25 protein-coding genes are annotated in these 21,438 nt (G+C 28.7%); 24 read left to right on the plus strand and 1 reads right to left on the minus strand.

Translation table 11 applies throughout. The features are described 5' to 3' along the window. The first annotated feature begins 373 nt into the window (after nucleotides 1-373). From GK51_RS00575 to GK51_RS00625, 10 genes are all read left to right on the plus strand, one after another. On the plus strand, nucleotides 374-619 hold the full coding sequence (locus GK51_RS00575) for a hypothetical protein (protein ID WP_048330985.1): 246 nt from the start codon (nucleotides 374-376) through the stop codon (nucleotides 617-619). Nucleotides 620-634: 15 nt separating this feature from the next. After that, nucleotides 635-1,120: a sigma-70 family RNA polymerase sigma factor gene (locus tag GK51_RS00580; RefSeq protein ID WP_048330988.1), complete on the plus strand. Its 486-nt coding sequence runs from the start codon at nucleotides 635-637 to the stop codon at nucleotides 1,118-1,120. A gap of 234 nt (nucleotides 1,121-1,354) precedes the next feature. Continuing rightward, nucleotides 1,355-1,666, plus strand: coding sequence for a hypothetical protein (locus GK51_RS00590; RefSeq protein ID WP_048330992.1), 312 nt, complete (start codon nucleotides 1,355-1,357; stop codon nucleotides 1,664-1,666). A 44-nt stretch (nucleotides 1,667-1,710) separates the two neighbouring features. Continuing rightward, the gene (locus GK51_RS00595) at nucleotides 1,711-2,196 is read left to right on the plus strand and encodes a hypothetical protein (protein ID WP_048330994.1); all 486 of its coding nucleotides are present in this window, start codon (nucleotides 1,711-1,713) and stop codon (nucleotides 2,194-2,196) included. Nucleotides 2,197-2,346: 150 nt separating this feature from the next. Beyond that, nucleotides 2,347-3,357 (plus strand): Clp protease ClpP, encoded by a 1,011-nt coding sequence (locus tag GK51_RS00600; protein WP_048330996.1) that lies wholly within the window; start codon nucleotides 2,347-2,349, stop codon nucleotides 3,355-3,357. Between the two features lie 108 nt (nucleotides 3,358-3,465). Beyond that, the gene (locus tag GK51_RS00605) at nucleotides 3,466-4,383 is read left to right on the plus strand and encodes a hypothetical protein (protein ID WP_048330998.1); all 918 of its coding nucleotides are present in this window, start codon (nucleotides 3,466-3,468) and stop codon (nucleotides 4,381-4,383) included. A gap of 89 nt (nucleotides 4,384-4,472) precedes the next feature. After that, nucleotides 4,473-5,048, plus strand: coding sequence for a hypothetical protein (locus tag GK51_RS00610; protein ID WP_048331000.1), 576 nt, complete (start codon nucleotides 4,473-4,475; stop codon nucleotides 5,046-5,048). Nucleotides 5,049-5,137: 89 nt separating this feature from the next. Further along, the gene (locus GK51_RS00615) at nucleotides 5,138-5,644 is read left to right on the plus strand and encodes a hypothetical protein (protein ID WP_048331002.1); all 507 of its coding nucleotides are present in this window, start codon (nucleotides 5,138-5,140) and stop codon (nucleotides 5,642-5,644) included. Nucleotides 5,645-5,650: 6 nt separating this feature from the next. Next, nucleotides 5,651-6,793, plus strand: coding sequence for a phage portal family protein (locus GK51_RS00620; protein WP_048331004.1), 1,143 nt, complete (start codon nucleotides 5,651-5,653; stop codon nucleotides 6,791-6,793). After that, nucleotides 6,793-7,149: a GIY-YIG nuclease family protein gene (locus tag GK51_RS00625; protein WP_053069188.1), complete on the plus strand. Its 357-nt coding sequence runs from the start codon at nucleotides 6,793-6,795 to the stop codon at nucleotides 7,147-7,149. The genes GK51_RS00620 and GK51_RS00625 overlap by 1 nt, the downstream gene beginning before the upstream one ends. 270 nt (nucleotides 7,150-7,419) lie before the next feature. On the opposite strand, the gene GK51_RS02470 is transcribed toward GK51_RS00625, so the two are convergent. Further along, nucleotides 7,420-7,578 (minus strand): hypothetical protein, encoded by a 159-nt coding sequence (locus GK51_RS02470; RefSeq protein ID WP_156179528.1) that lies wholly within the window; start codon nucleotides 7,576-7,578, stop codon nucleotides 7,420-7,422. Nucleotides 7,579-7,580: 2 nt separating this feature from the next. Here GK51_RS02470 and GK51_RS00635 point away from each other — a divergent pair, with 2 nt between their 5' ends. The 14 genes from GK51_RS00635 to GK51_RS00700 all read left to right on the plus strand — a co-directional run bounded on the left by GK51_RS00635 (nucleotide 7,581) and on the right by GK51_RS00700 (nucleotide 21,426). Continuing rightward, on the plus strand, nucleotides 7,581-8,093 hold the full coding sequence (locus GK51_RS00635; RefSeq protein ID WP_048331007.1) for a DUF6712 family protein: 513 nt from the start codon (nucleotides 7,581-7,583) through the stop codon (nucleotides 8,091-8,093). Continuing rightward, a complete protein-coding gene (locus tag GK51_RS00640; protein ID WP_048331008.1) occupies nucleotides 8,093-8,479 on the plus strand; it encodes a hypothetical protein in 387 nt (128 codons plus the stop codon). Before GK51_RS00635 ends, GK51_RS00640 begins: the two co-directional genes overlap by 1 nt. 23 nt (nucleotides 8,480-8,502) lie before the next feature. Then, entirely contained in the window at nucleotides 8,503-9,882 is a 1,380-nt protein-coding gene (locus GK51_RS00645; protein WP_048331010.1) for a hypothetical protein, read from the plus strand. 686 nt (nucleotides 9,883-10,568) lie between these two features. After that, nucleotides 10,569-11,978: a hypothetical protein gene (locus tag GK51_RS00650; RefSeq protein ID WP_048331012.1), complete on the plus strand. Its 1,410-nt coding sequence runs from the start codon at nucleotides 10,569-10,571 to the stop codon at nucleotides 11,976-11,978. Between the two features lies 1 nt (nucleotide 11,979). Continuing rightward, nucleotides 11,980-12,429 (plus strand): lysozyme, encoded by a 450-nt coding sequence (locus GK51_RS00655; protein WP_048331013.1) that lies wholly within the window; start codon nucleotides 11,980-11,982, stop codon nucleotides 12,427-12,429. A gap of 6 nt (nucleotides 12,430-12,435) precedes the next feature. Then, the gene (locus GK51_RS00660; protein ID WP_048331015.1) at nucleotides 12,436-12,987 is read left to right on the plus strand and encodes a hypothetical protein; all 552 of its coding nucleotides are present in this window, start codon (nucleotides 12,436-12,438) and stop codon (nucleotides 12,985-12,987) included. A gap of 2 nt (nucleotides 12,988-12,989) precedes the next feature. Next, entirely contained in the window at nucleotides 12,990-13,835 is an 846-nt protein-coding gene (locus GK51_RS00665; protein ID WP_048331016.1) for a phage terminase large subunit, read from the plus strand. Next, the gene (locus tag GK51_RS02475) at nucleotides 13,829-14,176 is read left to right on the plus strand and encodes a terminase large subunit (RefSeq protein ID WP_231575823.1); all 348 of its coding nucleotides are present in this window, start codon (nucleotides 13,829-13,831) and stop codon (nucleotides 14,174-14,176) included. The genes GK51_RS00665 and GK51_RS02475 overlap by 7 nt, the downstream gene beginning before the upstream one ends. Before the next feature lies 1 nt (nucleotide 14,177). Then, a complete protein-coding gene (locus GK51_RS00675; RefSeq protein ID WP_048331019.1) occupies nucleotides 14,178-14,735 on the plus strand; it encodes a hypothetical protein in 558 nt (185 codons plus the stop codon). Nucleotides 14,736-14,737: 2 nt separating this feature from the next. Further along, entirely contained in the window at nucleotides 14,738-15,151 is a 414-nt protein-coding gene (locus GK51_RS00680) for a hypothetical protein (RefSeq protein ID WP_048331021.1), read from the plus strand. After that, complete coding sequence (locus GK51_RS00685) at nucleotides 15,144-15,605, plus strand: hypothetical protein (RefSeq protein ID WP_048331023.1); 462 nt, start codon at nucleotides 15,144-15,146, stop codon at nucleotides 15,603-15,605. Before GK51_RS00680 ends, GK51_RS00685 begins: the two co-directional genes overlap by 8 nt. Before the next feature lie 3 nt (nucleotides 15,606-15,608). Continuing rightward, nucleotides 15,609-16,730 (plus strand): hypothetical protein, encoded by a 1,122-nt coding sequence (locus GK51_RS00690; protein WP_048331024.1) that lies wholly within the window; start codon nucleotides 15,609-15,611, stop codon nucleotides 16,728-16,730. After that, nucleotides 16,730-17,668, plus strand: coding sequence for a hypothetical protein (locus tag GK51_RS00695; protein ID WP_048331026.1), 939 nt, complete (start codon nucleotides 16,730-16,732; stop codon nucleotides 17,666-17,668). The genes GK51_RS00690 and GK51_RS00695 overlap by 1 nt, the downstream gene beginning before the upstream one ends. Nucleotides 17,669-18,888: 1,220 nt before the next feature. Further along, nucleotides 18,889-21,426: a coiled-coil domain-containing protein gene (locus GK51_RS00700; RefSeq protein WP_048331028.1), complete on the plus strand. Its 2,538-nt coding sequence runs from the start codon at nucleotides 18,889-18,891 to the stop codon at nucleotides 21,424-21,426. Nucleotides 21,427-21,438: the final 12 nt, after the last annotated feature.

Consider the following 21,438-nt stretch of genomic DNA (forward strand, 5'->3'; position numbering starts at 1 on the left):
AAAACCTTCACAAACTAATATTGCGTAGTAATAATGATATAATCTGTAGATGATGTACCTAGTTGAAATTATTTATAATTATGAAGTGATATAATCTGTAGATGATGTGGTGATATAATCTGTAGATGATGTCATTATTAGATTCCCTTTATTAAAAATTAAAATCAGAAAATTATTAAAACTATTATATAAATAATATTACGTAATAATGATATAATCTGTAGATGATGTACCTAATTATTTAAGAATAATCTTCAACCAGCAAATTAATTTTTAAGTAAGAATAAATCTTCAAGTGAAATTATTTTCAATTTTTTTTCTAAAAATAGAACTTTACAAAAAGTTTCTGATACTTATAATAAAGAACAAGATTATGAAACAAACTTCAACCACAATTAAAGAGTTAGAAAATTTAAAAACTTACTTCAATCAAATTAATAGTTATTCTAATTTGAAAATAAAATTATTAGGAATTGAAAATCTAACTTCAAGTGAACTAAATGATATTTCAAACTTTAAAGTAAAATATCAAATATCTACAATCATAAATTTTTCAAATGAAGAATTGATTGAAGAATTAATAACAATAGGTGAAAACATTATCAACCTAAAAAAGTAAAACTTCAAATGAAAAATGTCAACTATTCAATTAGAAAATTATTACCCATTAATACATAAAATCATTTCAAAGTTTCCGAAGGAATATAGAAATGATTTATTCAATGAATGTTTCATTCAATTAGATAACCTTCAGAAGCGTTTTGAAGCGTCCTTAGGACGTTTTGAAACGTTTGCTTATAAGAGGTTATATTTTCATTGTATCGACTTCATAGAAGCTAATAATAATAAAGAATATACTTTATTGGAAAACATCATTTCAAATGAAGATGGTGATGAAATAACATTAGCTGATTTAATTGAAGATGAATTTAATTTAGAATCTTCAATCATCAATAAGGATTATGTGAATCAACATAATCAACTTTTAACTGAAACAGAATTATTCATTCAACAAAAATATTATCAAGATGAATTATCAGTTAAAAACATAATTAAGGTTTATCAACCCTTTCACCTAATTAAGAGTGAACAAACGATTTACAAAATACTTAAAAAATAGAATGACAATTTACCAATTACTAAATGAAAAAAATAACCTTACTACCATAGTAAAATTAATAAGAAACAGAATCATCTTAGATTCAACCGTTTTACAACACATTTCAATTTATGATTCCTTCTATAAAATGGAAGGTAAAAAGAAAATTAGATATGAATCACTAGCTAAAGAATATAATTTATCAGCTAGAACCATTCAAAGAATAATATTGAAATTAAATAAAAACGCTAAATAATGAAAGTTCAACAATTAACGAATAACCTAGTATCATTTTCAGCCAATTTAAAGGGTGTTAAATGGTTTAATAATAATTTATCAGATTCTGATATTGAAGAAGAAATAAAAGCTGATATAGCTTCTTATTTCACGTTCATTAAAAAAGTGAATATTTCAATTGAATTAGAAGAATATCAAGATGAAAGAAGTTTATCACCTTGTTCAATATTTAAATTAGAAATGCTTTTAATCTTTAAAGATAAAGTTGATTTTGATGATGTTTTAATAATAGAAAATTACTTAATGAAAAATTTTATTAAGGAATTCTAGTACTTTCTAATATTTCTAGATACTTATTATAAAACAAAGAAACTATGAACTTTAATGAACATATTAACGCAGAAGTAAAAACCATCAATGAATTTATAATTCAGAATGAACCAATAACGATTAACAAAGTATATAATGAATCGTTTTCAACATTTGATTTTACTTTTTTTTCAGCATATACAATTAGTGATTATACATATACGGTTGATGGTGTGTGTGAAGCTAAAACAAGAAAAAATAATTCAACTGATTATCCAGAAGGTGCATTAATGGAATTACATAAGTTTTCAGAAATTGCAAATGAAGTTGCAAGGTTGAAAGATGAATTTTTAAACATCAACAGAACCATAAAAGGGTTTTATCTGATAAAATACATTGATAAAACCTTCTTATATGATATTGAATCACTTAACCCAACCAATTTAAGGTTTGATAAACTACCAAAATCATCTTCAAGTGATGGTAATTCTGGATGGGTTGTTAAACCTTATTTGATTTTACCCTATTCTGATGCAATTTTAACCTATTAACTTACTTCTTTAACAGTTTCAAATACACTTTAAACCCCTAATTCTAGGGGTTTTTTCATTTATATGACAATCTAATGTCACTTACTATTGATTGGTACCTTAAAACGCTGATATAATAGTATATGGGGTACTTAAACCCCTAATTAATAAATGAGTAAAGCAACAATCTATATAAACGGTGTAATTGGTCAAGATACCAATTTACTGGATGTTATAAGACAATTTAAGAGTTTCAAAAGTGCATCAGAAGTTGATGTAATTATTGATTCAGTTGGTGGTTGTGTTGATACTGGAATGAGCATTTTCAATTATTTAAGAAAATTAAATATACCAGTAACAACAAAGGCTTCTAAAGCTTATTCAATCGCAGCTTCAATTTTTATGGCTGGTGATGTTAGAATTGTTGAAGAAGGTGAAAACCGTTTGATGGTTCATTTTCCATTTGCTGAAGTAACTGGTGGTTCAAAATATCTTGAATCGGTATCTAAAGAATTAAAAGCATTAGAAAATGACTTTGTAAAATTCTATTCAACATATACAAATGTAGATGAAGAAGCAATCAGAAACCTTTTAGAAAATGAAACATTCTTATCAGCTGATGAAGCAATTGATTTAGGACTTGCAACGCAAATTGAAATTCCATTAAAAGCTGTTGCATATTATAATTCTGAAGAAGAAAAAGAACAAAAAGAAATGAGTAAAACAAAATTATTCCTAAAAGCATTGACTGAATTTTTCGGTGAAGATGCTGAAGTAAAAGCATTGGTAATTCAAGATGCAAATGCTGATGAAATTAACTTTCAAGATTTAGCTGAAGATGCTGAACCTAAAGTAAGAACTGAAGAAGAAGCTGGTGATAAAGCGGTTGATATCGATGGTAAACCAATTGAAGGTGAAAGAATATTACCGGATGGTTCAACAATGGTATTTGAAGCTGGTGAATTAATTGAAATTAAACCAGTTGAAGAAGAGGTTGAAACTGAAGAAGAAGGTGAAACTGAAGAAGAAGAAGTTGTAGCAAGTGCTGAAACTGAAATTGATATTGAAGCATTAATTGCACAATTAGAAACAAGTATTACAGCAAAATTAAGTGCTGAATTAAATAAAGAGAATAACACTTTAAAGAGTGAAATAAAAGCATTAAAAAAAATTAGTTGGTAGTGAAGAAACTATTGTTAATGCTCAAAATACTACCAACGCAAATAACAAAAAATCTTCTAACTATTTAAGAGGTTAAGAAGGTAAAAGAGAAAAAAATATTAATTAAAAATGGCTTACGATGTAACAAATTTTAACGACTACATTTCAAGAGAAAATGCAGCATTAACTAAAACCCTTTTCGCTGGTGGTTCAACTGGGCAATTCGCCTTATTTATGGCTGGTGTAAAAGGTTCTACAACTGTACCACATATTTCTGGTGAAGCAACACTTCAAGCTGGAAATTGTGTATCACCACAAGGTGACACAGTAATAAATGAAATCACTTTAACAGTAAAACCTTTCACAGTATTTGAATCGTTTTGTTCTGATGATTTACAATCAAAATTACCTAGTACTGTATTAGCACCTGGTAGTAATAACGGTGATGATTTACCTTTTGAAGAAGAAATCATCAACACCAAAATGGCAAGTATTGCTAAAGCATTAGAAATGACTTACTGGTTAGGTAACACTTCAACTGGTTCTTACCAATTATTTGATGGTTTCATCAAGAAAATTGATGCTGATTCTAATGTAATTTCTGGTAACACTTCTGAAGCAACTTCTATTACTAAAGCTAATGTAATTGGTTTGGTTGAAGATATGAGAATTGCAGCACCAGTTGATGTTAAAGATAATGACAACTACGTAACACTTGTTGGAAACGATACTTGGGATAAATATATATCAGCTTTAAAAGTAGCTAATTTATATCACTACAACCCAGAAGATGCTAAAGCTGGAATCTATGAAATAGGTGGTGGTGCTGGTAAACTTATGAAAGTAAGAGGTCTTAACGGTACTGATAGAATGTTTGCAAGTGTTTCTTCAAACTTCATCGTTGGTAGTGATATCGAAAATGAATCACAAGTTGCTGATGTGTTTTATGATAAAGTTACTGATAAAGTAATGGTAAGAGTAAAAGCAAAAGCTGGTGTGGTAATCGCAAACGCTGATGAAATCATTGAATTTACACTTTCAGCATAATCAAGCAATTGATTAAATAATAACAAAACTTTAATCTGGGTGTATAAAAGCACCCAGCATTAAAACAAAATATAAAACAAAACATACAAATGGCTTGTAATAACAAATTAACAAATTCAATTTTATTCAACTGTGCCGATATGCCGATTAAAGGTTTAGCTGGTGGTAAAGCGGTTTTAATAAATTATGATGATATAAATAGAAGTGCTTCAACAGCTAGTGGTGCAACAATTTCTGATTTAGTAACAACAGCTGATGGTTTATCATTAACTTGGTATAAAGAATTAGCGAGTTCATCTAGTACATTCGCACCAAATGCAGAAGATATTGATGGATTTACACATTCATTCTTAGGAAGAATTCCAACAACAACTGCTGAAGCTGCTGAAAGAGCAAATGAACTTAAAGGTGGTTTATTCATCGTTGTAGTTGAAACAAAATACAAAGGAATTGATTATGATGATGCTTTTAAAGTATATGGTTGGCAAAATGGATTAAGATTATCGGAATTAACACAATCAAGTAATGAAAATAGTGGTTCAATGTTATTCACTTTGGCAACTGCTGAAGGTACTGTTGAACAATACCCATATCATATATTTTTAGAAATGGATTATGGTGCATCAAAAGCGACTTTTGACACTTTATTTAGTTCTGGTGGTTAATCAGTAAATAATACTTCACAAAATAATAATATAAATGGGTGATAGCGTAACAGCAATTCACCCTTTTATTGATTTCATTTCATAAAAATATGATAGAGATACTTCAATTACCCGCAAGGGAACTAAAGAAGCATATTCATCAATTAGCTAATGACTATAAACAAAGAACTGGTATTACAGCTTGTTTAAGTTGTTCTGGTGATGTTCAAAGAATGCTTCAATATTTAAAACAAATATATATGACAACACAATTTGAACTTAAAAAACCTAATGTTATTTACAAAATAAGATGGGGTGGTACTCAAACAATTAGCAATGCAAATATGACTGATGAATTAGCATTAGAATTTCTAAATGAAAAACCATCAAGAATAGAATTATTTTCAAAATATCCAGAAAATTATACTGAATTATTAAAAGCTGATGAACCAGAAGGTGAACCAGAACCAACTGATGAAAAATCAGAAGATATTATTGAAGAAATAGTAAAGGAATCTTCAAAAAAACCTTGTGCTGGTTGCAAGGATAAAAAAATAAGCACTAAAAAACGTGCAACTAGAAAAACCACTAGTAAAAAAAGGTTCAGACACTTCTAAATAATAATGAAATTACATTTCAATGAACTTAAAAATAATGTACTAGATGTAAAGCTTGATAAACGTACTGATGTTTATAATTGGGGTGGTGATAACGCATTTCCATCACTTATTGAATTATTAATTAATCAATCAGTTACATCAAAAATATGTGTTGATAAAGTAGCTAAAGCAATCTATGGTAAAAGCTATGGTAAAACTGGTAAATTAATTGTTAATGGTGATGGTCAAACACTTAATGAAGTATTAAGAATTGCCTCACGAGAATATGCAAAAAACAACAATCTATTCATTCACGTTGGTTACAATGCTGAACTAAAAATTAAATCAATAAAAGTATTACCAGTTTCTTCTGTAAGAGTGGGTAAAGCTGATGATTTAGGTTATTCTGGAAAATATCTAGTATATGATAACTGGAATAAATCAAATGGTAAAATTGATGAATCAAAATTTAGAGTTTATGACCGATTCAACCCATTAACCAATGTTATTGAATCACAAATTGAAAAAGCTGGTTCAATAATGGCTTATAAAGGTCAAATTCTACACATTCAAAAAGATTCAAATTCAATTTATTCTTTACCAGACCTTAACCCAGTACTTCAAGAAGCACTTCTTGAAGCTAATTCACAAACATTCAGAAGTAGAGGTGCATCAAAAGGGTTTTTAAACACCAAATTAATGGTTGTTCAACCATTTTCAAGTGCTGATGAAAGAAGAAGATTCACAAATACACTTGATGAATTACAAGGTGCTGAAAACGCTGGTAATGTATTATTGCTAGAAGCTGGTAATGTATCAGATGATTTAAAAAATCAGATGACCCTTGAAGATTTATCATCAAAATATAATGATAAACTATTTGAATATTCTGATTCACAAGCTAGAAAAAATATAGCATTAGCATTTGGTGTTCCACTTGGATTAATCGATGTATCAGAATCATCATTATTTGGTAATTCTGGTGAATTATTAAAACAAATGAACCTTCAATTGTGGGAATCACAAGAAGAATCACGTTCAATGCTATCTGAAGCATTTAATAAATTATTGAGTAATTGGAATGAACCAATAAATGAAACATTAGAAGTGGTTTCACCATTTGAAAGTAAACCAATTAATAATTCTAATCAAAGATTAAATGATTAATGAAAAAATATAATTATACATATATAACAGTAAATAATCTAAATAATAAGGTTTATGTGGGTGTTCATTCAACTGATGATTTAGATGATGGATATATGGGTTCTGGCGTTGTTTTGAAAAGAGCATTTAAAAAATATGGTAAAGAAAATTTTTCAACACTTAAAATTAAATTTTATTCAACAATAGAAGATGCTTATGAAGCTGAAAAATGTTTAGTTAATCCAATTTGGGTTCAAGATTCTACTACATATAATTTGGTAAAAGGTGGTGTTGGTAATTATAATCATACTGAAGATGCTAAAATCAGAATTGGTAAAGCTGCTAAAAAAAATATGACTGGTAGAAAAAAAAAGTAAAAAACAACTTGAAACACTTCGTACTAATAGATTGGTGTAGTTGTTAGTGATGAAACCAAAGAAAAAATTAGAAAATTTCAATTGAATAGAGTGAAATCTGAAGAAACAAGAAAAAAATTAAGTATTGCGAATAAAGGAAATAAGAATTCAAAAAATTTACCAGTGGTACACATTAAAACTGGATTAATATATGATTCTTTAACTGAAGCTTGTAAAAAACTTGATTTAATTCATTCTTCTATTTATAAGAGATTAATTAGAAATAGTAAACTAAATGAATTTAAATATGTATAAAAATATAAATATGCTATCTGAAGCATTTAATAAACTTCTTTCAAATTGGAATGAACCAATTGAATCAGAATTAGAAGTGATTTCACCATACCAATCAGAACCAATAACAACAGAAGATACTAATACCCAAATCATAAATGAATAACCTTATAACAGCACAAGAATTTGCAGCATTTAGAAACATTTCTAAAAAGATAGATACATCAAAGGTTGATGAATCAATTTCATTGGCTCAATCGGTTGATTTAATGGATATTTTGGGTGATTTTTTATTTGATGTAATTGAAAATAAAGATGATGTTGGTTATACTGATTTAATGAGTGGTTCAACATTCACGATTAACAACCAAAACTATATTCAAGCTGGTTTAAAATCACTTATTGCTGATTTAACTTATGCTAGATATATGTATATCATCAACACCAACATAACACCGTTTGGTGCACAATCAAAATTTACTGATGATTCACAACCAGTTGATAGAAATTTCTTAAAAGATATTACCAAACAAACACAAATTGATGCTTCAATCAAATTCAAGATGATTGATAAATATTTACGTGCCAATTCAACAACTTTTACCAGATATAACAAAGGAAATGATTCTTCAATAAATACATTTTCACAAAATTATACAGTGATAAAGTAATGAATGAAAATTGGTTTGAAATATTAAAATTTCTAGGGTTCGCAGCTGGTGGTATTACACTTTGGTACAAAGATGTAATTGCAATGAAGCTTGGAATTAAAAAAGGTAAAAAGGATTTACAAGGTGATTCACTGAATAATCTTCAAAAGAATATGGATTTATATCAAGAACTATTAAATGATATGGATTTAAGATATAAAGCTAGGATTTCAGATATATCTGATGAATTTAATGCCTCAATGACTGTTTTACGTGCCGAATTAGATGATTTAAGACACTTAAATGAGAAACTTAAACTAGTTAATGAAGAACAAGATGCGTTGATTAAAAAACAATCAAAAAGGCTTAATTACTACAACAATAAATACGGTGAAATAGCACCTTAAAAATATAATCTACAATTAAATAAATGGCGTTAATTATAACAAGTGGTGATACATTTTTTGAGTTAAACAATATTAAACACCCTAGAATTTACCAACCACTTAAACAAGGTGATGTTGAAATTGGAATGTATAATATTTATGATACAAAAGGTCAACTAAAAAATAGTACGCATTTTAATCAATATAATATTGATGGTGTGGTATATCCAACACAAGCTGATACTATTGAAGCCTTATTAAATGTTATTTATGATTCAAGAATTGAATTAGGTTTTAGTGAAGGTCAAATTAACAGTTGGAACAACGCATATTATAATTCAATTACAGATATTGAAGTAAGTGGTGATGAAGAAAAAACAATTACACTTACTCAACAAGATGGTGGTACACTTCAAGCTAATTTTACTGATTTAACTGTTGATGGTATTGATGAAAATGATTTTACAACTGGTGCAACATTTTCTAATGGTGTATTAGAATTTACAAGCTTATCTGGTAATACATATGATGTTAATTTAGATGGTAGATATTCATTAACTGGTCATACTCATTCGGTATCAGATTTAGATGGTATTTCAGATATATATGGTGAATTAGATTTTATTGATGGTAAAATTGATTCACATATTGCTGATAGTTCAATTCATTTTACTGAAGCAAGTATTTCAATCACTGAAAGTCAAATATCTGATTTATCACATTTTACACCAACTTCATTAATGGTTGATTATGGGTTTACTGATAATTCAACAAACTGGAATACAGCTTATGGTTGGGGAAATCACGCAACACAAGGGTATATAACATCTGGTGATAATGTATCAGAATTAGTTAATGATGCTGGTTATATAACTGGATATACTGAAACTGGTAATACTGATGATTATGTTGACGAAATGTCATTTAGTACCACTGATGGTATTTTAAAGTTAACTAGGTTATCTGGTGATACTCTTACTGAGGGTTTAGATGGTAGGTATTCATTATTAGGTCATTCACATACAGTATCTGATATTACAGATTTTCCAACTAATGTATCAGATTTTACAAATGATGTTAATTACACAACAAGAAGTGAAACTGGTTCACAATTATCAGCAAATCCTAGTGGTTCAACAATTTCATTATTAGATGAAGATGGTAATATACTTGATACACTTAATGTTGGGTTTTTGAATAATGAAGGTACAACACTTGAATATTCAGCTAGTACTCAAACAATTGTAATGCGTAATGATGCTGGTGAAATTCTTTCATCAATTCCAGTATCAGCATTTCTTACAAATATTGGTAATAATCTTAATTTAACTGGTTCATCACTTCAATTAAGAGATTCATCAAATGTTGTTTTATCAACCGTTAGTTTGGTATATCTAATATTAGTGGTTTACAATCAGCATTAGATTTAAAAGCTGATGAAGTTGATATAAGTGATGTTGGATTTTCAAATGATTATGATGATTTAGATAATAAACCAACAACATTTACACCAGCACCACATACACACGTAATTGGTGATATAACTGATTTTACTGATAATTCAACTAATTGGAATACAGCTTATGGTTGGGGTAATCATTCAACTGAAGGTTATTTAACGTCAATACCTTCATCTTATATTGAATCTGGTGATAATGTATCAGAATTAGTTAATGATGTTGGTTATATAACTGGTTTCACTAATACAACATATACAGCTGGTGCTGGATTAGATTTAACTGGTACTGTTTTTTCGCATAAAGATACATCTGATGAAGTAACATCAACCAATTCTGGACGTACATATATTCAAAACCTTAAAATTGATGAATTTGGTCACGTTGTTGATATTTCATCAGCAACTGAAACTATTGTAAACACTGATACAACTTATACAGCTGGTGCTGGTTTAGGTTTAACTGGTACTATTTTTTCACATAAAGATACATCAACAGAAGTATCATCAAATAATTCTGGACGTACATATATTCAAGATATTGAAATTGATGATTTTGGTCATATAACAGCAATTGCAACAGCAACTGAAACTGTTGTAAACACTGATACCAATAATTACGTTAATTCAATTGATTTTAATACCTCAAATGGTGTGTTAACATTAGGTAGAAACGGTTTAAGTGATTTAACTGAAGATTTAGATGGTAGATATTTATTACCAAATGGTGATGGTTCTGCATTAACAGATATTGATGCTGAAACACTTGATAATTTAAATTCAACACAGTTTTTAAGAAGTGATGTTAATACTATAAAAACAAGTGGTGCGGTACAATTTAATAATGGTACTTCAATAAGATTTGGTGATAATAATGATTCGCAATTATATCAAACTGGGTTAATAACAGCCTTGAATTTAACTAATACAAACACTTTTAGAATTTATGATAATTATACAGTTAGACTTACTTTAGATAGAACGACTGGTAATTTAACTGCTAATAAATTTATTGGTGACGGTTCATCATTAACTGATGTAGATGCTGAAACACTTGATAATTTAAATTCTTCGGATTTTGTAAGAAGTACTGGTGTTGTAACCCAAACTATAACGGGTAATAAAACCTTTAATCAACCTATGACAGTTGATTCTGATTTTTATGTTAAAGCAACTAAAATTAGAGATACTGGTGCTTCAGTTGTTATTTCAAATAACTATTTAGGTGGTGGTGTTAAGAATATATTTATTAGACCTAATGGTGATACTAATAGTTCTAAACAATTACAATTAAGTAGTGATGGAACTTTTAAAATTGATGGTAATAATATTTGGCATTCAGCAAATGATGGTTCTGGAAGTGGTTTAGATGCTGATTTATTGGATGGTTTAAATTCAACTGATTTTGTAAGAAGTAGTGGTAATGTTACTGAAAATATTGGTGGTTTAAAAACCTTTACCAGAGGTATAAAAGTAATATCAGATTCAGATTCTTGGGGTTCACAAGGTGGAGTTCAACTAACTAGTGATGCTACTGGTCAAAGTTCATTTATATGGATGGATAACAGTAACGAATTAAATATTAGAAATAGTGGTGGTTCTGGTAGACCTATTAATATTTCACCAAATGGAGGTGTTTTAAATGTTGGTGGTACTTTAAATGTAAATGGAAACGCAACAGCTAATTCATTTATTAAAGATGGTGGTACATCTTCACAATTCCTTAAAGCTGATGGTTCAGTTGATTCTTCAACCTATTTACAAGAAGATATATCAGCTTGGCAAACATTCACAATTGCTGGTGGTGTTTCATCGTCTGGTTCAATAAAATATAAATTAATAAATGGAAGATTAGTATTTATTGGTGCATTAATAGCATCAACAAATGGTAGAACTAAATTAGGTACTCTTTCAAGTGGATTTAGACCAGATACAAAAAGAAGAAGTTATACTTCATATTATGGTATTCTTGAATTTGAAACAAATGGTGATGTATATGCAGAATTAATAAGTGGTGTAAGCATTGATTTGGATGCTGAAATTATTCTTGATATCGGTTATTAATATGAAAACTTCAATTGAAGGTTTAAACCTTATTAAGAAATATGAATCATTCAGAAATCACCCTTATTTATGTCCTTCTGAAATTCCAACAATCGGATTTGGTAATACATATTATGAAGATGGTACAAAGGTTAAATTAAGTGATTCACCTATTACCATCAAACAAGCTGAAACCCTTCTTAAATCGACTGTGAAGAAGTTTGAAGAAGGTGTAAATGATTTAGTTGAAGTTGATTTAAATCAAAATCAATTTGATGCAATTATTTCATTTGTTTATAACATTGGTTTGGGTGCATTTGAAGATTCAACACTATTAAAAAGAATAAATAATAATCCAGAAGATGAAGATATAAAATATCAATTTTCAAGATGGAATAAAGCCGATGGTAAAATTCTAAAAGGATTAAAAAGAAGAAGAAATGAAGAAGCATTTCTTTATTTCAAAGAGTAATAGACAATGACAAAAAAAGTAAATAAAGCAAAGATATTTTTAACAAAAATGGTTGAAATGCTTGAAGATGAAAATACAGTTCTGTTATCAGATAATGATTTATTCTATTTAGTTAATTCTGAATTATCTAAAAAAGATAGAATATCGATGTCATATTTTGAATTCCTTAAATCACCAAATCAAGCTAATCCTAGAAGCATTTCTTCAAACCAATCTTTAACTGAAGATGAAAAAGAAGAATTTATATCAGCATTAAGAGTTGGTAGAATCAAACAAAAAATGAATCTAACAAAGAATGCTTTAGATAATGAAACAAAGAATGCATACCCTAATTTATGGATTCTTGAAAGAAAAAATACTGATTTACAATTAAGGCAACAAGTTGATATAAATCATAACCCAGTCATTCAAATTAGTGCTGGAAATGCTGAAACTGAAAATATTATTAAGGGTTTAATTGGTGATGGTAAACCAGTTGAAGAAGTAGAATTTGAAGAAGTAGAATTTGAAGAAGTTGAATTTGAAAAAATAACGAAAAGTGAAGAAGATGATAATTAATAGTGAAGAAATTTCAATTTACAAAAACATTCAATAAAATTGGTAGCCTTAAAAAACCTTTAAGGGTTGTTTCTGGTGGTCAAGGTGCTGGTAAAACTATTGCAATTCTTCAAATATTTATACTTCTAGCATTAAGTAAAAGAGATAATTTAACACTTTCAATTGTAGCTGAATCATTACCAAATCTAAAATCTGGTGCATTAAAAGATTTTGAAGAATTGCTTCTAGCAATGAAGGTTAAAACCAAATTCAAAATAAATCAAACAGATAGAACATTTAAATGTGGAACTAATCAAATTGAATTCTTTTCAGTTGATGGTGAAGCTTCAAGATTAGGTTCAAGACGTACACACTTGTATGTAAATGAAGCTGATAATATCAAATTAGATACATTTTTAGCACTTCAAGGTAGAACATCAGAATTCACAATTATAGATTATAACCCTAGAAGAAAATTTTGGGCGCACGAACATTTTATTGGTTCTGATGATGTTGATTATATCAGTGTAACATTTTTGGATAATGAATATTTACCAAAAGGTGAAATAAATTCAATATTAAGATTTAAGAAAAAAGCTGAAGAAACTGGTTCAAAGTTTTGGTTGAATAAATGGAAGGTTTACGGTTTAGGTGAACTAGGTATTGCCGATGGTTTAATTTTTGAAAATTGGATTGAAGCACAAGAATTACCAGATGGTGCAAAATATTTAGGTGCTGGTTTAGATTTTGGATTTTCAAATGACCCAACTGCAATTATAAAGATTTACAAATATGAAGATAAAATAATACTGGTTGAATCTTTATACAAAAAGGACTTCTTAATTCAGCTATTGCTAAACACATTTTAAATGATGATGAATTAAAGAATGGAATTATCATTTGTGATTCATCTGAACCAAAAACAATTGCGGAATTAAGAACCTATGGTATCCCAGTAATGGGTGTAAGTAAGGGTAAAGGTTCAATTCAAAGTGGTATTGCAATTATGCAAGAATTTGAACTTGTGGTAATAGGTAAAAATCTTATTCAAGAATTTTCAAATTACTGCTATCAAAAAGATAAAAGTGATGAATCATTAGGTATTCCAATTGATGATTATAATCACGGAATTGATGGTGCTAGATACTTCTTTATGACTAGGTTATCTAAATCATCTAATAACTATAATAATTTAAGATGGGTAAGTTAAAATGAACGCATTAACTGAAATAAAAAACTTTGAATTGGGTGAATTCTTTAAACAATCACCAGAACTAATAACTGATTATGTTGAAATACTTAAACACGTTCAACCGATTCAAACAAAGAATGAAATATTTCATCTTAAATTAAAAGATGTTGAATTCATTAAAGAGCATTTAATGAGTAATTCAGATGAAGAAATTCTTGATATTATATCAAAGGTTCAAGGTTTAAAACCAAAGGAAGTAATGAAGATTAAAATAGTCGAATTCTTTGGTTTGATGAATAGCATTAAAGAACAAATAATTCAGATAAATAAAGCTGAAGCTTCATCATTAGTTAGTGACCACGTAAACTTCAAATGGGAAGCCGTTAATGGTTCTGAAAGACTTCAAAAATTTGGTATTTATAACACACTTGATTCATTAAGTGATGGTGATATTCTTAAATGGAATGCAATAATGGAACTACCTTATTCAGATGTATTTATGAAGCTTCTGATAAATAAAACACAATCTGATTTAAGCTATGAAATGAATCAGATAAAAGAGATTAAAACTAATTAAAAATGTACGAACTATTAAAAACTATATCAGCAACAAATAACTGGAATTTCACTTATGCTAGAAGGGATTTCGCAAACTTATATGATGGTGAACAACAAGTTGGTGATTCAACACCACTTGTATTTTTAGACCCAGTTCAAATTACTGAAGCTTATGATGAATTCAATAACGTAATTGAAACTAATTATGCTGGTTCATTTATGGTTCTGGTATCATCAGATATTGATGAAGAAGATTATGATTATAGATATCAAACTTACATCAAACCAATAATCAATTCAACCCTATTAAACATAAAATCATCAATTCAATGTGATGGTAATTATGGTATTGAATTGTGGCGTTCTGTTGAAATAATTAATGCATTTGATTTTAATGCTGATGGTGTTGTAATAACCTTTTCAATCAATGAGTAATCAAACACAACAACAAATAATTGAAGATGAAATTCAAGCCATTTTAGATGATATAATTGAATTATATGATAAAAGTGGTAAAAGAACATCTGGTAAGTTTGAAGAAGGCTTAAAAGCTACCTATTCAACCAATAAAGCAATTATTGAAGGTGTACCATATTTAAGTGGTCGCAAGGCTGGTAAAATGCCACCAGTACAAGCAATTAAAGAATGGATTGAAAAGAAGGGTATAACACCGATTGGTAAGAATGCAACAAGTACTGGTTTAGCTTGGGCAATTGCAAAATCAATTGCTAAAAAAGGAACTGATGAATCAAAACATTTAAAAGTTTATGAAATGGTTATAACACCAGAACGTATTGATTCAATAATAAATAAAGTATCAGAATTCAATGTTGGTTTTTTCGTAAACCAACTTGAAACACAACTAAAATTACTAACAAAAAACATTTAAGAAATGGCAATAACAATAACACAATCCCCACAAGGAATTTACCCAGCTTTTAATGATAGTTATATATCATTTACATCATCATTATCTGGATTAACAAAAGCAAATATAAATGTTGAACCATCTGAATTATTTCCAAAACCTTTTGTGATTTATCCAAATACAAATGGAAGGTATATTTTCAATTTAAAAGATATTGTTAAATCAAGATTAACGGTTAATGGGTTTGATGATATAAATGATATTCCATATGAATGGAATCAAGAAATCACAAACAATTATTTAGAACAAACAATAAATATTACAGATTTTAATGTTGTGAGTGGTTCAACATCTTCTGGTGCAACAACTGAATTAACTTATGAGTTTGATAAATCAGTAAAACAAGTTGGTGAACCATTATTTAGTAACCCTTATCAATTATTAAATCATTCAACAAATGGTTTAGATTATCATTTAACGTATGCACAAGGATTTCCATTTTCATTTGAATTACAAAGGGTAACAGCTGGTGATACTATCAATGTAAAAAATGTTGGAAGCAATATAACAGAATCATTTTCAAATAGTGGTGATACCAATACACACCGTATCTATGTTGATAAAGCTGTTAGTAATTGGACTAGTACAAATTTTTTCCCATTATCAACCACAACCAACTTAATTGAGATATCACAAAACAGCACATTCAGAACTAACTTACATTTAAAGAAGATAGTTAATAAATGTGGTTATTACTTGAAATGGTTTAATCAAAATGGTGGGTATTCTTACTGGTTATTTGATGAATTTTCAAAAGAAGATGTAAGTGGTAAGACACTTAAAGATATTACCACAAACCCATTTAAAAATGTTGGTGAAGGACTACAAAATAATATAACCACAATTGGTTATGAAGCTGTTAAAAAATTAGAATTAAAAACTAGGGTTGATGAAAATGAAAGAGAGATTTTAAAATCACTATTTACTTCACCTAGTGTACAATTATATTCTTCACAAATTCCTTTTAACAATGGTACTTGGATTAATGTACTGTTAAATGGTAAATATGAAATCTTTAATAAGAAATCATTAAATGAAATAAAGGTAAAAATTGAATTACCAGCTTTAAATACACAAACATTATAATGAATAGAATTATAGTAAATGGTGAAGATTTAGATTTATACCCAGAAGATAACATCAATCTTAATATGAAGGTTAATGATATTTCAGATATAAGCACTAGAAATTCAACATATTCAAATACAGTTAAAATACCAGCAACATTAAATAATAAAAGAATCTTTAATTATTTAGGTATAATTGGTAACATTTCAAGAAAACCTTATGAAAAAGTAAGATGTAAATATATATCGAATAATTTACCATTAATAAATAATGGGTATTTACAAATCACTGAAACAACATCAAAAGAATTTAGTATTGTTTTATTTGATGGTATTATTGATTTATCTGAAAAAATAGGTGGTTTAAATTTGAATGATTTAAGAAGTGTTATATTATTAAATCATTCAAGAAATTCATCTTCAGTTGTAGCTTCATTATCAACCACTGAAGGATTTATTTATCCTTTTGCAAACTATGTAAAAGATAAAACATTTATACCTAATGTCATTGAAGATAGAGCTAAAATAACAGCATCAGAATTAATGCCAATGTTATTTGTTAAAACTATTCTAATAGCAATTATTGAAGAAGCTGGTTATACATATTCTGGTGATATATTTACCAATGAAGAATTTGAAAATGAAGTGTTTTCAATGGGTGAAGGTATTGTTGGTTCTACTATTGACTTTGCAAGATGTTTACCTAAAATATCACAAGTTGATTTTCTTAAAGATGTTCTAAACAGATACGGTTTAATTATCAGACTTGAAGAAAATAATATTGAATTTGCATATTTAGAAGATATTCTAGTTGGTAAATATGGAATTGTTGATTGGACTTATAAATTAAATGAAATTAAGTTTGAAAAATACAATACCAACTACACCCAAAAAATATTTACACCTTCAATTACTCAGATAAAGATAATACTGATGGTGATGGTGTTTTATATGTAAATAATGAAACACTAGATATAACTAAAACATTATATAAATCAATTTTTGATTTTAATAGTGATAACACACTTTACAGTTTAGTTGATTTCACACAGTCATTTAATGTACCATTATTTGAATATAAAGAAGAAGAAGATGTTCAAGTTTTAAAGCCTAAAAAAACCAATTCTTGCTTATTTAAACTTGATAGAAGCGGTAAAGATTTTGAAATAAGAAATACAACTTCAAGTGGTGATACATATACAGTTATTAATGATTTAGATACCATACCAACAACATCTGGTTGCACTTGGAATGAATATTTAAATGATAAATATGTTAGACTTCAAAATATATTAAACGATTATAAAACAATTTCAGTTGATGTTAATCTTACAGATATTGATATACATAATCTTGATTTATTCAAATTATATTACTTATCACAAACTGGTCAATATTATTATCTAAATAATGTTAAGACCAATGGATTAAAATCAACAGCTGAATTAACTCAAATTAATGACATTTTTGTTGATAATGATTTTGTTGATATACCAGATGAAGCTTCAATTATTATCACAAATGTTGAACCATATTACATTACAAGTTTCAATTTTTCACAAGGGTTAACAACCGATTATGAATTTATTGGTTATCAACCAGTTCAAGCTTATATAAAAATAATTAAACTTGATGGTGAAGGTGGTTCACCAACTGGTTTTGAATTTACGGATGTAGTTAATACAACCAATACAATTTATAATTATTCAATTCAATATTCACAAACTAATTATTGTGGTTGGTATTCGGTTCAAGTATTTGACCCATTAACAAATTTATATTCAAATATAGAAGAAGTTAATTTTGTTTGTGCTGAGCCACCAGAGCCAGTACCGAGTATTTATATCACAATTGAAAGTTCAAGTGAGGTTGATAATGGTGTTCCAATTTATAGGAATGTTGATTATAAGTTTTCAAACTTCACACCAACTTCTGGTACTTTACTTATACAAGGTAAATCATATGGAACTAATTCAAATATTGGTTCACCAACAACGATTACATTAACTGAATTATCAGCTGGTGTAACACATACACTTGAAGATGTTTCAATGAATATTGGAACTGGTTATTACAACGTTAGACTGATAACCAACACCATTACAGAAAACTTTAACACCTTCATATTCTAATAAGGTTAAGCAATTAACCACAATACCCAAATCTATGTTTAAACAATGCAAACTATTCGCATCGCAGAATTATCTATCGATAATAAAAAGCTATTAAGTGAACTTCAATCAACAAAAAAATCGATTGATGAATTAACACAAACACAAAAGGATTTAAAAAAAGCTGGTGATACTTCATCACAATCATTTGTTGAAAATGAAGCAAAACTTAAATCATTAAAATCTGAATATACTTCACAAATAAAAGTACTTCAAGCAACCACTGGTGCAAATGAAAAATTAACCAGTGCATTAAATAAAGAAGTCAAATCAGTTGATGAAGCTAAAAAAAATAATGCTGAACTAATTCAAATTAGAAATCAACTGGATGTTTCAACTAAAAGTGGTAAAAAGTCACTTGATGAAATTAATAAATCACTTGATGCTAATAATGAATTTATTAATAAAAATTCTTCAGAATTAGAAAAACAAAAACAAAACATTGGTAATTATCCAGATGCATTTGATAAAATGACTGGTGGTTTATTTGGGGTTGTTAAAGGTTTTGGTGCTGCAACTAAATCAGCACTAGCATTCATTGCAACACCAGTTGGTGCATTATTAGCAGTACTTGCTGGTGCATTCGCATTGGTTAAAAGTGCAATGGACAGAAGTGAAGATTCAACCAACAAAATCAAAAAAGCTTTTAGTGCATTTCAAGGTATCACCAATGGTTTAATGAAAGTACTTGAACCACTAGGTAAATTCTTAATTGATGGACTTGTAAAGGGGTTTGAAGCAGTTGAAAAGGGTATCTATAAAACCATTGATGGATTAGCATCAACACTAAAATATTTTGGTTTTGATGAACAAGCTGCATCAATGAGAAACTTCAATAAAGAAGTACAAGAAGGTGCAAAGGTTTCAAAAGAACTTGCTGATGCTGAAGCTAAATTAACCGTAGCACAAAGACAATCACAAAAGATTCAACTGGAATATCAAAAGGATGCTGAAAAGTTAAGACAAATTAGAGATAATGAAAACCTTACAATTGCTGAAAGAATTCAAGCAAATGAAGATTTAAGCACTGTTCTTAAACAACAACTAGCTGATGAAATGGCAATTGCACAACAAGCATTGGTTGTTGCAAATTTAAGAATACAAGCAGAAGGTGAATCAAAAGAAGCCTTAGATGGTCAAGCTGAAGCACTAACAACCATTGCTGATATTCAAGAACGTTTAACTGGTCAAGAATCAGAACAACTTGTAAATAGAGTTTCACTTCAAAAAGAAGCTGCTGATAAGGCAAAAGAATTTGCTGATAAAGCCATTGCACAACAAGAAGCTGAACTTGCATTATTTGTTGAACAACAAGGTAGAAGGGCAAAAACACTTGAAGAAGGTCTTGAAATAGCAAAACAAGTTGCTGAAAAAGAAATTGCAATTCTTGATGCAAATCTTAAAAATAGAAATATTACCCAAACTGAATATGATGCTGAATATTTAAAAATTAAAAATGATTTAGCACAACAAAATGCTGAACTAACAATTGATAATGCTGCTAGGGAATTAGAAAACTATATTCAAAATAATCAATCAAAATTAGATAATGATATCTATTTCAATGATGAAGCATTAAGACTTGAACAAGAACGATTAGATAATATTGCTGAAAAAAGAAGGGAATTTGCCAAAGCACAATTTGATGAAGGTGTTATTTCACAAACTGAATATAATGAAGCAATCAATGAAATCAATGAAGAAAATAGACTTGCAAATGAAGAAGCTGAACTTGAACGTGAAGAAGCTTCAAAAGAAAAACAAGCTGAAGATTTAGAGAATAAATTTATTCTTGACCAGCTTCTTAACAAAGATGAATTTGATAAAAAACAACAACAACTTGATAAATTAAGGGATGCTGAATTAAAAAGTGCTGAAGCAACTGGTGCTGATACAACTCTTATTAAAGCAAAGTATGATGAATATGATAAAGAACTTGATAAGGAAAAAGGACAAGCAAAATTAAATGTTGCTGGTACTGTATTTAATGGTATTGCTGATTTATTAGGTAAAGAATCAGCCGCTGGTAAAGCTGCTGCTGTTGCTGCAAGTATCATCAACACAGCACAAGGTGTTACTAAAGCATTAGCTGAAGGTGGTATTATAGGTATTGCAACTGGTGCATTAGTTGCGGTTGCTGGTGGTATAAGTATTGCAAAGATTTTATCAGCAAAACCACCAGAAAGAAGTAAAGCAACAACACCTAAATTAGCTAGAGGTGGTATTTTAAATGGTGCTTCACACGCTGAAGGTGGTATTCCAACACCATATGGTGAATTAGAAGGTGGTGAAGCGGTTATTAATACCAAATCAACTAGAATGTATGCACCATTATTATCAGCCATTAATCAAGCTGGTGGTGGGGTTAAATTCGCTTCTGGTGGTATTCTTGGTTCAACATCAGCACCATCAACATCAGCAATTATTGATTATGATATGATGGCTCAAGCTTATGCTGCAATACCAGCACCAGTTGTTAGTGTTGAAGAAATTTCAAGCGTTTCAAATAGAGTATCAACAATTGAAACAACTGCAACATTTTAAACTTAATGTTAA

It is taken from the genome of Bizionia psychrotolerans (genome assembly GCF_001039595.1).